Below are 14217 nucleotides of genomic sequence, written 5' to 3'. Positions count from 1 at the left end.
TGAAATCATCTCACGCAGCCGACGCCCGCAGCGCCGCGAGCGTCGGGCCCATCGGCCGCACGCGCATGCGCGCATCGAGACGACGCCACGGCAGATCGGCGGGATCGGCGGCCATCGGGCCGGGCGCTTTCGCGACCAGTATGCGATGCGCGATCGGCTCGAAGTCGGCGCGAAAATGCACCGAGCTCTTGTTCACCAGAATCTTCATGCGCTCGGGCTCGATGCCCGCGACGCGAAACAGATTGCGGTCGAACACCTGCATCTTGATGCTGCTCACCGCGATACGCACGCCGTCGATGCGCAGGCACGCGGTCGGTCCCAGTTCGCCCGACATGCCGTTGAGCATCGGCCCGTCGAAACGAAAGCGCCCGTCCGACAGATACTCGACTTCGAACTCGCCTTCAAGCGGCGAATCGCCCGGCACGTTCGACCCACCGCCCAGCGCGAGCCGGATGCGCGCGCCGACGCCCGCGCGATGCGCCGCACGCGCCGCCTGCTCGTCCCAGATGACGCCCACGGCCGCATCGCGCGCGCCGTTGCGCAGAAGCGCGCGGACCATGCCCATCGTGTTCGAATCGCCGCCGACGCCCGGATTGTCCTGCGTATCCGCGATGATCACGGGCTTCGTCGCATCGCGGCTCGCGTCGATCGCGTCAAGCGCGGCTTCGTCGGGCGAAAGGAACGGCACGTCCCAGCGCGCTTCGTCGTTCACGAGCTGCGCGTAGAGCGCGTCGACCGCCTTGTCCGCAGCATCCTGATCGAGCGCGTAGCCCCAGAAAACGGGACCGCATTCATCGAAATCCGATGCGGGAAACCCCGGCGCGAACGACAGCGACACGACTTCCCTTTCAAGCGATTCGAGCATGCCGTACATGCCGCGCGCGGGTTCGACGAGCGTGCACATGCCGTTCACCGGAATCAGGAACGGGACGCGGCGCATCGCGCGCGTCAAAGGCTTGCCGTGCGCGATGCGCTGCGCAAGCAGATGCGCCGCGCGCAAACCGGTCTCGGCCATGTCGACGTGCGGATACGTGCGATACGCGACGAGCGCATCCGCGAGCGCAACCATGCGCGCGGTGACGTTCGCATGCAGATCGAGCGAGACAACCAGCGGCAGGTCTTCGCCGATGATATTGCGCACGCGCGCCAGCAGCTCTCCTTCGCCATCGTCGAGATGTTCGGTCACCATCGCGCCGTGCAGATCGAGATAGATCGCATCGAAGCCGCCCTGCTGCACGCGCTCGACGATCGCGCCTGCGATGCGCTCATACGCATCCTTCGTCACATGCGCCGATGCGCTCGCGCCCGCCCAGATCACCGGTATGAGTTCATGTCCTTGCGCCTCGGCCCACTGAATGAAACCGCCGATCGGCACGTTCACGTCGCGCAGCTTCAGTACATCGTCGCCGTGCGCCATCGGCGGGAAGCCTTCGCCCTGAATGAAGCTCTGGTAGCTCGCCTTGGTCGGCGCGAAGGTGTTCGTTTCGTGCTGGAATCCAGCGATCAGGATCTTCATGTTCGTCATCCTTATGAATATCGATTGAGATTCAGGCCGTGCGCGCCCTGGCGGCGGCAGCGGTTTGGCGGTTCGCCAGAATCAGCACGCATGAGAGCGCCGCCATGCACGCCATCACGACCAGGCCGCCGTTGGTGCTGCCGGTCGCGGATTTGACCCAGCCGATCACCGCCGGGCCCCAGAAGCCGCCCGACAGACCGATCGTGTTGATGAGCGCGATGCCGCCCGCCGCGGCCGGGCCGGCAATCGTTTCGGACGGAATCGCCCAGAAGACCGTGTAGGCCATCCACATGCAAGCCGTGGCGAGCGTGAGCAGCGTGAGCGTCGCGACGAGATTGCCCGATGCATACGGCGTCATCACCAGCAGCGCGGCGGCGCCGAGCGCGGGCAGCGCGCAGTGATAGCGGCGCTCGCCGACCTTGTCGGAGCGCCGTCCGGCGGCGTACATCGCGATCGCGGCGGCGACATACGGAATCGCGGCATACCAGCCGAGGCGAATCGTGTCGCTGACACCCTGCTCCTTGATGAGCGTCGGCAGCCAGAAGCTGATCGCGTAGATCGGGAAGATGATGCAGAAGTACGCGATCGCCAGCAGATAGATGCGCGGATTCTTCGCGATTTCCCTGAACGAATCGATACGATGCGACGTCCCGCCATGACCGCCGACTTCCGCTTCGACGAGGCGCTGTTCGTCCTGCGTGAGCCAGCGCGCATCGGCCGGACGGTTTGCGAGCACGCGCCACACGAGCGCACCGAGCGCGATGCACGGCAGGCCTTCGACGAGAAACATCCACTGCCATCCCGCCAGGCCGCCGACACCCGCGAGCGACGAAATCAGCCACGCCGAAAGCGGCCCGCCGACGACACCGCCGAGCGGCCCCGCGACGAACACGAGCGCGATCGCGCGGGCCATGCGCTTCGGCCCGTACCAGCACGACAGGTAATAGATCATGCCGGGCGCGAAGCCCGCTTCGAACACGCCGAGCAGAAAGCGCATCGCATAGAACGCTGGCACGTTGTGCACGAACAGCATGCACGCCGACGTGATGCCCCACAGCACGAGAATGCGGCTGAACGTGAGGCGCGCGCCGATCTTCGGCAGCATCAGGTTGCTCGGCAATTCGAACAGCACATAGCCGATGAAGAAAATCCCGGCGCCGACGCCGTACGCTGCATCGGAAAAGCCGAGATCGCTTTGCATCTGAAGTTTCGCGAAACCCACGTTCACGCGGTCCAGATACGCGAACATGTAGCACACGATGAGCAGCGGCAGGAGCCGCCAGTTGATTCTGTTGTAGAGCGCCGAAACGGCATCGCCGCCTCGCAGGGTCTGTATCGTCGACATCCGCGTCTCCTGGTTTGTCTCCCCCGTCTTCGGGTAAGGCCATGTTGAGCGCGTGCGACTGTGCGAGCAAGAGCAACTAAGTTCACGTATCGTTGCTCTGTGAGCAACACGGAGACAATGACCATGCGGGAAATCAATCAGCAACGGCTGCGCTATTTTCAGGAAGTGCTGTCGCACGGCACGATTCGCGGCGCGGCGGACCATCTGAATACGTCGCCTTCGGTGATCGCGCGGCAGATCAGATTGCTCGAAGACGAACTCGACACGACGCTGTTCGAGCGCGAACCGCGCGGCGTGCGGCCGACCGAGGCGGCGTTTCATCTGCTCGAATTCTGGCGCGGCTACCGCTCGCAGCAGGAAAAGCTCGAAGACCAGTTGCACGCGCTGAAGGGTTTGCAGCAGGGCCAGATTCGGCTCGCGGTGAGCGAAGGTTATGTCGATACCCTCGTCGACGACGTGCTCGCGCCGTTCTGCGCGCGCTATCCGCGCCTCGAAATCGACGTGCAGATGCTCGCCGTCGACGACCTGCTGGAAGAAGTCGCGCAGAGCCGCGCGCATATCGGGCTGGCGTACAACCCGCCGCCGCACGAGCGCATCGAAATTCGCGCGAGCTCGCCGCAGCCGGTCGTGCTGCTTGCGCGGCGCGATCATCCGCTGGCGCGGCGCGGCGGCGTCGCGACGATTCGCGATCTGCTCGACTATCCGCTCGCGCTGATGCCGCCGACCTTCGGCATCGGCCATGTCGTGAAGATGCTGGAGACGACCGACAATCTCGCGATCCGCCCGACGCTCACGACGAACTCGCTCGGCGCGCTGAAGCGCTTCGTCGCTGCGGAAAATTTCATGACGCTGATCGGCGAGTTCGCCGCGTATCGCGAACTGGCGAGCGGCGAGCTGACGACGATTCCGATCGCGCATCCGCTGTTCGAAAGCGCGCAGGCAAAGTTGCTCGTGAAGACCGGGCGGCCACTCGCGGCGGGACCGCAGGAATTGCTCGACTGGATTCTCAAACGCATGCCGATGTTTGCTCATCCGCCCACGGCGAGCGTCAAACGAGCGCGCCTTCGGGCACCTCGGCGAGACGCGCCGCCGGAGAAACCGCGATGATCCACGCCTGCACCACGAACCCCGCCGCCGCCGCGACGAGGCACGGCCCCATGCCGTAGCGCGCGGTGATCGCCGCGCCGAGCAGCGCGCCGAGCGGCCGCGCGCCGTACGTCGCCGTGCTGTTGAGCGCCGAGACGCGGCCCATCATGGTCGCGGGCGTGATGGCCTGGCGCAGCGTCGTCGAGCCGACGGTCCACAGAATCGGTCCCACGCCCAGCAGGAAGAAGCTCGACGCCGCGAGCCAGAATGACGGCGCGGCGAGCGTCGCGACCATTGCGAGCGATGCGGCGAGCCCGCAGAACGGCCCGACCAGCAACATGCGGCCAAAGGCGATGCGCCGCGCGACCACGGGCGCGGCCAGCGCGCCGCATACCATGCCGACGCCGTACGCGCCGAGCGTCACGCCGACCGCCGACGCGCTCAAGCCAAGCCGCTGCACCGCGTACGGCACATAGACCGACTGCAACGTGAAGAAGCCGAGGTTGAAGAACACGGCGGTGGCGAGCATCGGGCGCAGCAGCGCGTCGCGGGCGACGAAGCGCGCGCCCTCGCGCAACTCCGTCAGGAAATGACGCGCGGCGGCGCGCTGGCGTGGCGGTTCGCGCAAACCCGCGAGCAGCATCGCCGCCGATGCCGACAGCCCCGCCGCGCAACCGTACGCCCATCCCGCGCCGATCCATCCGACGAGCAGCCCGCCCAGCGCCGGCCCCGCCGAATACGCGACGCTGCGCGCCAGTTCGATCCGGCCGTTGGCGGCCGGCAGCGCGCCCCGCTCGACCAGCGCCGGAACGAGCGCAGGCGCGGCGACGTTGTAGGCCACCGTGCCGGTCGCGCCGAGAAAGCCGAGGATCGCGAGCAGCGGCAGCGTCAACGCGTGCGACAGCACGAGCAGCAACACGCAGAGCATCGCGAGCGCGCGGGCGCATTCGGCCACCGTCATCAGCGCGCGGCGCGAGCGGCGGTCCGCGATCACGCCGAGCGGCATCGACAGCAACAGGAACGGCAGCGTCTGCGCGCTCTGCAACAGGCCGATATCGACCGCGGACGCGCCGAGCGCGAACACGGCGGCGAGCGGCGCGGCGGCAAGGCCGATCTGCTCCGCCGATTGCGCCAGCAGATTCGACCAGGCAAGGCGCTGAAAAGAAGCAGGAAAGCGCATCGAAGTGGCTCCGTGACGTGATGAGATGGCTCATCGTCACGGATACGGCGCGTGCCGGCACTCCAGTTCTTGCGCCGTGATTCGCGTTATTGCGCGCCGCTTTCGAGCTTCGCCTTTTCCGCCGCGATCTGATCGGCGATCTTCGCCGCGAGATCGTCGAGCGACGAGATCGATTCGGCCGTGTTGATGACGAAGCGCGCCGCCGCGCCGTAAGGCTTGGGTGCGGCCGCCGACTTCTGTCCTTTCAGCTCGCTGCTCGTGTCGATCTGCGTGAGCGGCGCGTCCGGGCTCGCCGCGAGATCGGCAAGCTGCACGGTGACGTGCGTGTTGGGCGCGTCCTTCCCCGACGAACCCATCGACGGCAATCCGGCGCCGAGTCCCGTCGACAGCGTTTCGTCGAACTCGCCGGTGACGAGCCAGCCCGAGCCGGGCGGCGACGATTGCGCCGTCACATGGCACGCGCCGATGCCCTTCGCGTTGAGCGCCTTGACGATGCCGTCCGCCAGCGCCGATGCGTTCTGATCGACCTTCATCGAATTGCGCGCGGCGCGCAGCCGCGAGCCGGGAAAATGCGACGCGCTGCTTTGCTGGCTCACCGGCGTGAAGTCGCGCACCTGAACCAGCCTGCCTGCGTTGGCCTCGTTCACGCCTGGACACGGCGGCGCGGCGTCGGCGAGCGCGAGCGTGCTGATCGCGCAGCCGAGCACCGCCAGTGAAACGCTTAAGGATGATGTTTTCATCGATTGTCTCCGGCTCGCATGCGCGAATGCCGCGATGATACGCGCGTCAGCGCAGCGTCGCGGCTTCCTGCGCGTGCGCCTGCTCCATCAGGCTTTCCAGCCGGACCGGACGGCTCAGCAGGAAGCCCTGCACCTTGTCGCAGCGCGCCTCGCGCAGCAGGTCGAGTTGCTCGCGCGTCTCGACGCCTTCCGCGACGACCGTCACGCCGAGCTTGTGCGCGAGATCGATCACGCCTTCGACGACCGTGCGAACCATCACGTCGGTCGCGATATTGTCGACGAAGGACTTGTCGAGTTTCAGCACGTCCGGCCGGAACCGCGCGAGATAGCTGAGGCTCGAATAGCCCGTGCCGAAATCGTCGATGGCGATGCGCACGCCCATCGCGCGGACGTTGGACAGCACGTCCTGCGCGTGGTCGACATTGTCGATCAGCGCCGACTCCGTGATTTCCAGCGTGATGCGGCCCGAATCGATGCCGCCACGCCTGATCGCGTGCCGCAGCACGGACACGAGGCGCGGGTCGCGAAACTGCTTCGGCGACACGTTGACCGCGACCGAGCATGCCGCTGGCAGCGCGAGCGCGAGTTGCGACGCCGCCAGCACCGCCTCGCGGATGACCCAATGCCCCGCCTCGGCGATGAGCGCGCTTTCCTCCAGCACCGGCACGAATGCGCCGGGCGCGAGCAGCCCGAGCTGCGGATGATTCCAGCGCAGCAAGGCCTCCACGCCGACGAGCTCACCCGAATCGACACGATATTGCGGCTGATAATGCAGCACGAACTGATTCTCGCGGATCGCGCCGTGCAGTTCCGCTTCGAGATGCGCGCGCGCGAGATCGTCCTTCTCGCGATCGCCGAACACGCGGAACGTGTTGCGGCCGGCGCGCTTCGCGGCATACATCGCCATGTCGGCGCTGATGAAAAGCGCTTCGGGCGTGCGTCCGTGCTCCGGATACAGCGCGACGCCGATCGAGCATGTCATCGTCAGGCTCTTGCAGTCGATCTTGATCGGACGATGACACGCGAGCGAGAGCTTGCGGCACGCCCGCGCGATACTCTCCTGATCGAACGTGCCCGGCAGGATCACCGTGAATTCATCCCCGCCCGGACGCGCGGCCACCGCGTCTTCCGGCAGCGTCTCCTGAATGCGCCGCGCGATGGTGCGCAGCACCGCGTCGCCGGCGATATGGCCGGCCGTGTCGTTGATCGACTTGAAGCGGTCGATATCGATGAACAGGTACGCGAACGGCGCACCCGATTCGCAGCGCTTCAACAGCGCTTCCATCATCGCGTTGCGGTTGCTGAGGCCGGTGAGGCTGTCGGTATTCGCGAGCCGATGCAGTTCCTGCAGGCGCTGGCGCTCGTCGGTGGCGTCGACGCACACGCTCACGACGCGCGACACCGCGCCTTCTTCGATTACCGGGTAGATGTCCGCGCGCACCCAGCGCGTGCGGTCGAGCGGCAGACAGAGGCGGAAGTAGCTCTGCGTCGCCGCGCCCGTGTTCACCGCCGTACGCATTTCGTCGCGCAATGCGGGCAGATCGTCGGGATGCACGCGTTGCGACCAGGCGGTCTGATCGGCTTCGAGCGCGGACATCGGCATTTCCCACATGCGCTGGAACGCCGAACTCACGTGCAGAAGCTCGCGGAAATCGTGCGTCGCGGTCCAGAAGACGGCGTCGACGTGATCTTCCATGTCCTTCTGCACGCGCGCGTTGCCGCGCAACTCGTCGATGAGATCCACCTCCGCCGTGATGTCGCGCGACTTGCACAGCACGGCCGTGACCTTGCCGTGCTCGCCGTAGACGGGCGCGAAGGTCGACGTCCACCATTTGAGCTTGCCGTTCATGGTGCGGCACGCGCCGGAAAACGACGTCGACTCACCCGCCTTCGCGCGCTCGAACGCCTGCCGCGCGTCGGGGCCGTCCCATAGCGCGAGCCAGTCGAGACCGACGAGATCGTCCGCGCAGTCAGCTTCGATGAGGCCGCGGCCGACCTCGGAAATGCACATGATGCGGCCTTCGAGCGACAGCAGCTTGAGGCAATCCTCGGCGATGGAAAGCAGCCCGTTCGCGACCTGCCGCGCGACGAAAATCTTGCGGTTCGCCTCCTGCATCCGATGCACGACGATCGTCGCGCCGATCACGAGCGCTGCGAGCAGCACGTTCCACGGCAGCGGCACGAAAAAGGTGCCGCACGCGGCGAGAAGCACGGCGAGCGGAGCGAGACCGAGCCCATCGAAACGGCGCGCGTGTTCGATGTACGGCAAGTTCCTGGCGACGTTCTCGCCGATGATTCCGAGGAAATCGGTCGCTTTGCTCTGCACCGCTGTGGCCCTGTTGCGCTGATTGCTTGTATCGGTGTTTATCGGCCAGGCAGCGGAAGTCTTTAGTGACCGTTCTTGCATGGCGCGACTTTCCAGGTCAACGGACAGACACGGCATCTCAGCGTGCCCTAGCGGAAGCGACGCCTTCCGTCGGCCACCCATGACCGACTGCTGCGCGCGCCCGATTTCGGCGCCAACAGATCTTGGTGCCTCGTAAAAAATCTCAACATGGCTCGCGCCGCTGACAAGAATTTTCTTCCCCTTGACCTACGTCAATACATCGTTACTTAACTATACTAATTAGTGAATGCCACCCATATATTTACTCAGTAGTGCAATTCGCGCCACTTTGAAAAATTCAACAACACAAAATAATTCGATGCCATTTGTCAGCAGAAGTTATCGTGATAATGCCGCTGCTCCGGAAAGCCACTTTGTCTGCGTCCCCTCCTCTAGACTCGGACCATTCGAGCGACATAAGCCTCCTCCCAAAGAGACTCAGGGATGGCCAGATTTCTGCGGAGGGTGCGTAGGATACGTACAAACAGTTACGCCAGGACTGCCGGTGTCAACGGCGTGGAAGAAAGGGGCGCGCGTCAAAGACAACCGGTATATTTCTGAGGGGACCGTGATTGCGCGCTTCAACGACGATGGAACGGTCATGCATGCAGCGATCTTCGTCCGGCAGGTCAGCGGCGGCCTTGTAGTCTGGGATCAGTACGTAACACCAAACAAGCCCATCGGCGAGCGCACTTTGTTGTTCGCAAATCCACTCCCCGCTAATGACGGAAACGAATTTTATGTCGTGGAACGCAAATAAGATTTGCACTGCATTAACATTTGCCCTTTGGTTTTCCATCGCCTGCAAGGGCGCGAACGCAATGCAATTCGACTGCCCGGTCATCGAGGACACGCAACCAGGCTATTTCCAAATATTTGACGGCCCTCCCGCTGACAAAATCTCCTTGATGGCGGAGTCGGGAGATAGCGTCCACGGCTTCTGGAGCAAGCTTTCATACGTGTACGACAAGGGCAGAGAAATCAACATCCAGTGCGCGTACCTCGACGGACAAACCCGTAAGTTCATCATCGAAAAGCGGATCGATTTTTGCAGTTATGAAGTCGATTCAACAAACTATGCACATGTGAGTTGCAGGTGAGGAAGGCAAACTCACGAGCCGAGTAAGGATCGAGACCTCAACCTCGCTTGGGCTTGCGCACGGCCCGCACCTTGCCGGTGCGCCCGCCGCCGCAAAAGAAGCGGTCCTGACCATCCGATTCGAGCCCAGATACGCCCATGCCTTCGGGCATGTCGAGCCGCTCGATGACCTCGCCCGATTGCGGATCGATATGCCTGAGTTCGCTCTCGTCGCCTTCCCAGGTGGCGTGCCACAGTTCACCGTCGATCCACGTCACGCCGGTGACGAAGCGATTCGACTCGAGCGTGCGCAAAATCGCGCCGCTCTCCGGATCGACCTGATGAATCTTGCGTTCGTTGTATTGACCGACCCACAGCGTGCCTTCGGCCCACGCGAGACCCGAATCGGCGCCGCCGCCGGGCGCGGGAATCGTCGACAGCACGTGTCCCGTCTTCGGATCGATCTTCTGGATGCGGTCTTCGGCGATCTGGAACAGATGTTCGCCGTCGAAGGCCGTGCCCGCATGCGCCGCGATGTTGAGCGTGCGCTCCTTTTCTCCGCTCTCGGGATTGATGGCGTTGAGCGTGTCGCCGGCGGCGAACCACACACGCTCACCGTCCCAGGTCACGCCGTGCACGCCTTCGATGTCCGCAAACGGTCCGTATTCGCGGATGATTTCCGCCTTTGCGCGTTTCATGTCGTTATCCTCCGTGCGTCGTTGATCGTGACTTCATGCTAATCACTCGCGAGCTCGACGGGGAGTAACAAGGCCGTCGTGAATCCGGGCATCGGCGGCGTGGTCCAGCGGCGCGCGCGGCCACGCCCGAACGATTGCACCTTGCCGCTCGCGGCGAGCGCATCGAGCGAACGCTGCACGGTGCGCTGGCTCGCGCCGAGCGCAATCGCAAGCGCGGAACTCGACCACGATTCGCCATCGGACAGCAATGCGAGCAGCGGCGCGTATTCGTCTTCGACGGGCAGCGCGAGCACGGCCACCTCGCGCGCGTGGCGCGGCTTCAGCACGAAGCCGCGCGGCGTCGCATCGATGTCCGCAAGCGCGCGCAGCAGCGTGCGCAAGCGGCCCATTTCGACCCGCAGCCGCGCACGATGCGTCTCGTCCGCTTCCCTGATGCGAAACGCGCGCAGGATGAGCGCATCGCGCGGCACATCGCCGGGCCAGGCCTGCGCGAGCATGCGCGCGAGCGTGAACAGCACGGGGCGCGTCGCGAGCGAGATCGACGTGCCGTCCTCGCGCACGCATAGACGGCATGCATCGACGACGAATGTATTTGATGCGAACAGCGCCTCCACTTCGGCAAGCCGAAGCAGGCGCTCGTTCCCTTGAGCGATAAGACGCGCCGCGGGCGTGCTCAGGATGCGCCACGCGCTCTCGACTTCGGCGGCGAGCGCGGGAATCGCCGCCTGCCGCGCGGCTTGCGTCGCGCGTTCGAGCGCGGCGTGCGTGGCGCGGGTCTGAAGACGGCGCATCGCGATGCCCGCCGCGATCAGTTCATGCGCGGTGCGCGATGCTGCCGGCAGCGTGTCGGGAACCAGTTCGGCGAGCATACGCGCGGCATCGTCGATCCTTCCGATGAGCAGCGCGCGACGCACTTCCAGATAGCGCGCATGCGCGGCGTTCACATGATCGCCATGCGCGTCGAGAATCGCGCGTGCGTGATCGAGCGCTTTCGCGGGCCACGTGAGATCGCGCGATGCCAGCGCGATCTCCGCCTCCGCGACGATGCAGCGCGAGCGCGCCAGCGCCTCTTTCGTGCCGAACGCGCGCGCCGCGCTTTTCACTAGCGCGCGCGCACGCACGAAGTCGCCGAGCTGTGCCATCGCGATGCCGCGCAACGCGAGCGCGCTCGCATCCTCGCGCAGCGCGATGCGGTTCAGCGCGCCGAGCGGATCGCCCGCGGCGAGCGCGCGCGCGGCCGCCGTGATCAGCGAATCCATGCGCGTCCCGCCAAGACCGCCTTCATCGTGACAGACGGCTTGCCGCCGCATGCACGCCGAGCACGCACACGATGCCGATCACGCCGCCCGCGAGCACATGCGTGATTCGCTCGAAGGCATCGGCGGTGGACTGATTCGCCAGCATGATCGCGAGCGTGACGAACACGCAGCGCATGAAATAACCGACGACATAGCGCTGGAACGCGACGAGCGTGAGAAACACCGCGAGTGTCGCGAGCGTCACCGCGATGCTCGAATGCGGCACCACATAGCGCCCGAGCAACATGCCGAGCGGCACGCCCGTCATCACCCCAAACGCGCGATGCTTCAGCTTCACGCGCGCCGTATCCACCGTGCCCGTCACGATGCTGGCCGCGCCCCAGATCACCCATTGCGCGCGATCCATATGCCAGTACACGACCATCATCGCCGCGATGCCGACGCCCGCGAGCATCGCGGCGAGATCTTCGCCGAAGGGCGCGCGCGGGCCGAAATCGTCGAGATTGGACCAGCGCGCGGCGGGCTTGCCGCGCGAGCGTATCGTCGCGGAAATCACCGAGGGCACGAGCGCCACGAGCAGATACGGCAGATACGCGGGCGTCTCGCGCAACAACGCATCGACGGTGCGACCGCCGTGCAGTTCGTTCGCGAGGATCAGCACCGGAAGGAAGGTCCAGTTGCCGAGCGCGCGCAGCTTCTTTCCGCGCGATGCGAACAGAATCACGCCCGCCGCGAGCGTCATGCACGCGATGACGAAGAACGCAGGCACCAGCTCGGCGAGCAGCAGCAGATAGGTGCCCGCGATCACCGCGAGCCCGTACGCGATGACGCCGGGCGGCCTGAGCGCGAGCTTGTCCTCGGCGATGACGGCGCCGATCGCGAGCAGCGACGCCTTCATCCATATCGCGTTGCCGGTCGCGAGCGCGAGCACGACGAACGGCAACAGCGCGATGGCTGCGTGCAGGAGCGTCCAGACCTTGATCTCGCTGGCGAGACGGAATTGCTGCGGCGCATCGGCGGGCATACGCGGCCATATCGAGTGTGAATCCGCATGAAGTTTAGAACGGTTTTCAAATCGAAAGCCCTTGAATCAGGGGGCGATCGCGCGCCGTAAGCCTTTCGTAGCTTTTAAGCAATTCCTAAAGGCGTTCGCGGCGCGGTCGTTATACAGGTCAGCCGATGGGTTTCATCGGCCGCGCAGCAGGCGAAGCATCGCCGCCCCCGCGCTCGCGTCCCTGCGATGCAGCCACCTTGAGAGAGCTATGTTTTCCACAATCAAAGGCCGACTGGCCCTGGCCATGACGCTTCTGAGCGCGCTGCTGATCGCGATCGGCATGGTCGGGCTGATCGGCATGAGCCGGTCCAATTCGGTCACGCACAACCTTTTCACGAATGAAATGCCGAGCGCGGTGTCGGTCGGCAATGCGGAAATGTTCATGGCGCGCGAGCGCCTGAGCTTCGACCGTGCGGCGCTGAATGTCGGCACGCCGGGCGCGGAAGATGCCATCGGACGCGGCGCGCTGATGCGCAAGACCTCCGACGACGCATGGACGACCTACACCGGCCTGCCGCAAGGCCCCGGCGAAAAGCAGCTCGCGGACAACTTCAACGCGCAGCGTCTCGCGCTGCAAAAGCTGATCGACGACGGTTATGCCGACGTGCGCGCGAAGGATCAGGCGAAGATCCTCGCCGACGCGAGCGCGATGCAGGCCGCGTTCAACGACTTCGCGAAGACGGGCGCCGCGCTGCGCAAGCTGCAATTCGAACAGGCCAAGGCCTCGTATGACGAAGGTGAGGAAATTTTCGGCATGTTCCGCATCGGCTGCATCGTCGCGATTCTGATCGGCGTGGCGGCGGCCTTTTATACGTGGATCTCGCTGCGCCGCCGCATCTCCCGTCCGCTCGATGCGGCGCTCGCCCAGTTCGATGCGATCGCTTCCGGCGATCTGCGCCGCAGCGTCAAGGCGACGTCGAACGACGAAATGGGTCAGTTGCTGCACGGTCTCGCGACCATGCAGGCGAGCCTCATCGAAACCGTTCGCACGGTGCGCGGCGGCAGCGAATCGATTGCGTCCGCGACCAAGCAGATTGCCGCGGGCAACGTGGATCTTTCCTCGCGCACGGAAGAACAGGCATCGGCGCTTCAGGAAACCGCGTCGAGCATGGACGAGCTCACCGGCACGGTCAAGCAGAACGCCGACAACGCGCGTCAGGCGAGCGTGCTGGCGGCAAATGCATCGGAGATCGCGGGCAAGGGCAGTCATGTCGTGTCGCAAGTCGTGACGACGATGGGCGAGATCAACCATAGTTCGTCGAAGATCGCGGACATCATCACGATCATCGAAGGCATCGCGTTCCAGACCAACATTCTCGCGTTGAACGCGGCGGTGGAAGCGGCGCGCGCGGGTGAAGAAGGACGCGGCTTCGCGGTCGTGGCGGGCGAAGTGCGCTCGCTTGCGCAGCGTTCGTCGGCGGCAGCGAAGGAAATCAAGGAACTGATCGACGATTCGGTCGAGCGCGTGCAATCGGGCACCGCGCTGGTCGATGAGGCGGGCCGCACGATGACCGAGATAAGCACGGCGGTGCAGCGTGTGACCGACATCATGGGTGAGATCGCGGCGGCATCGGAAGAGCAAAGCAGCGGCATCGAGCAGGTGGCGCGTGCGGTCACGCAGATGGATGAAGTGACTCAGCAGAACGCGGCATTGGTGGAGGAAGCGGCGGCGGCGGCGCAGTCGCTGGAGGATCAGGCCGGGGCCTTGCGGACGGCGGTGGAGACGTTTCGTCTTCACGAGTGACGGGGTGGGGTCGCAGCATTCCGTTTGTCAAACGAAGCGTCCCCGCCGCATTTCTCATGTTCGCGTCACGCTGACGCACTGTCTACCTTACATACTGCTCTCATGACGCGTCACTTGGCGCGTCGAAACCT

Annotated in this window: 12 protein-coding genes; 4 read left to right on the top strand and 8 right to left on the bottom strand. The window is 65.0% G+C overall.

Features of this window, described 5'->3' with window-relative positions:
* Window positions 1-10 precede the first annotated feature (10 nt).
* Both NK8_RS27045 and NK8_RS27040 read right to left on the bottom strand, forming a co-directional pair.
* The gene (locus tag NK8_RS27045) at window positions 11-1516 is read right to left on the bottom strand and encodes a M81 family metallopeptidase (RefSeq protein WP_213232802.1); all 1506 of its coding nucleotides are present in this window, start codon (window positions 1514-1516) and stop codon (window positions 11-13) included.
* A 31-nt stretch (window positions 1517-1547) separates the two neighbouring features.
* Window positions 1548-2861, bottom strand: a complete 1314-nt coding sequence (locus NK8_RS27040; protein WP_213232801.1) for an MFS transporter — start codon at window positions 2859-2861, stop codon at window positions 1548-1550.
* A 123-nt stretch (window positions 2862-2984) separates the two neighbouring features.
* On the opposite strand from NK8_RS27040, the gene NK8_RS27035 reads away from it, so the two are divergent.
* Window positions 2985-3968 (top strand): LysR family transcriptional regulator, encoded by a 984-nt coding sequence (locus tag NK8_RS27035; RefSeq protein ID WP_213232800.1) that lies wholly within the window; start codon window positions 2985-2987, stop codon window positions 3966-3968.
* On the opposite strand, the gene NK8_RS27030 is transcribed toward NK8_RS27035, so the two are convergent.
* The 3 genes from NK8_RS27030 to NK8_RS27020 form a co-directional block, all read right to left on the bottom strand.
* Window positions 3910-5127 carry an MFS transporter gene (locus tag NK8_RS27030; protein ID WP_213232799.1) on the bottom strand — a complete coding sequence of 406 codons (1218 nt, stop codon included), beginning with the start codon at window positions 5125-5127 and terminating at the stop codon, window positions 3910-3912. The two genes, NK8_RS27035 and NK8_RS27030, sit on opposite strands and share 59 nt — an antisense overlap.
* Window positions 5128-5213: 86 nt before the next feature.
* Window positions 5214-5867: a hypothetical protein gene (locus NK8_RS27025; RefSeq protein ID WP_162070046.1), complete on the bottom strand. Its 654-nt coding sequence runs from the start codon at window positions 5865-5867 to the stop codon at window positions 5214-5216.
* Window positions 5868-5913: 46 nt separating this feature from the next.
* Entirely contained in the window at window positions 5914-8193 is a 2280-nt protein-coding gene (locus NK8_RS27020) for an EAL domain-containing protein (RefSeq protein WP_213232797.1), read from the bottom strand.
* A 565-nt stretch (window positions 8194-8758) separates the two neighbouring features.
* Here NK8_RS27020 and NK8_RS43430 point away from each other — a divergent pair.
* Window positions 8759-9013 carry a BPSL0067 family protein gene (locus tag NK8_RS43430; protein WP_301549905.1) on the top strand — a complete coding sequence of 85 codons (255 nt, stop codon included), beginning with the start codon at window positions 8759-8761 and terminating at the stop codon, window positions 9011-9013.
* Window positions 8994-9353: an STY0301 family protein gene (locus tag NK8_RS27010; protein ID WP_213232793.1), complete on the top strand. Its 360-nt coding sequence runs from the start codon at window positions 8994-8996 to the stop codon at window positions 9351-9353. Before NK8_RS43430 ends, NK8_RS27010 begins: the two co-directional genes overlap by 20 nt.
* 37 nt (window positions 9354-9390) lie before the next feature.
* Here NK8_RS27010 and NK8_RS27005 read toward each other — a convergent pair whose 3' ends face one another.
* The 3 genes from NK8_RS27005 to NK8_RS26995 are packed head-to-tail and all read right to left on the bottom strand — an operon-like array spanning window position 9391 to window position 12312.
* A complete protein-coding gene (locus NK8_RS27005) occupies window positions 9391-10029 on the bottom strand; it encodes a glutamine cyclotransferase (RefSeq protein ID WP_213232791.1) in 639 nt (212 codons plus the stop codon).
* Window positions 10030-10067: 38 nt separating this feature from the next.
* The gene (locus NK8_RS27000) at window positions 10068-11288 is read right to left on the bottom strand and encodes a helix-turn-helix domain-containing protein (protein ID WP_213232789.1); all 1221 of its coding nucleotides are present in this window, start codon (window positions 11286-11288) and stop codon (window positions 10068-10070) included.
* Window positions 11289-11310: 22 nt separating this feature from the next.
* Entirely contained in the window at window positions 11311-12312 is a 1002-nt protein-coding gene (locus NK8_RS26995) for an FUSC family protein (protein WP_213232787.1), read from the bottom strand.
* A gap of 274 nt (window positions 12313-12586) precedes the next feature.
* On the opposite strand from NK8_RS26995, the gene NK8_RS26990 reads away from it, so the two are divergent.
* On the top strand, window positions 12587-14086 hold the full coding sequence (locus NK8_RS26990; RefSeq protein ID WP_301549904.1) for a methyl-accepting chemotaxis protein: 1500 nt from the start codon (window positions 12587-12589) through the stop codon (window positions 14084-14086).
* Window positions 14087-14217 lie beyond the last annotated feature (131 nt).

Origin of the sequence: Caballeronia sp. NK8 (assembly GCF_018408855.1) — a bacterium.
Taxonomy (GTDB): domain Bacteria; phylum Pseudomonadota; class Gammaproteobacteria; order Burkholderiales; family Burkholderiaceae; genus Caballeronia.
The sequence above is the reverse complement of the archived record's forward strand: the minus strand, read 5'-3'. Positions and strand labels throughout refer to the sequence as shown.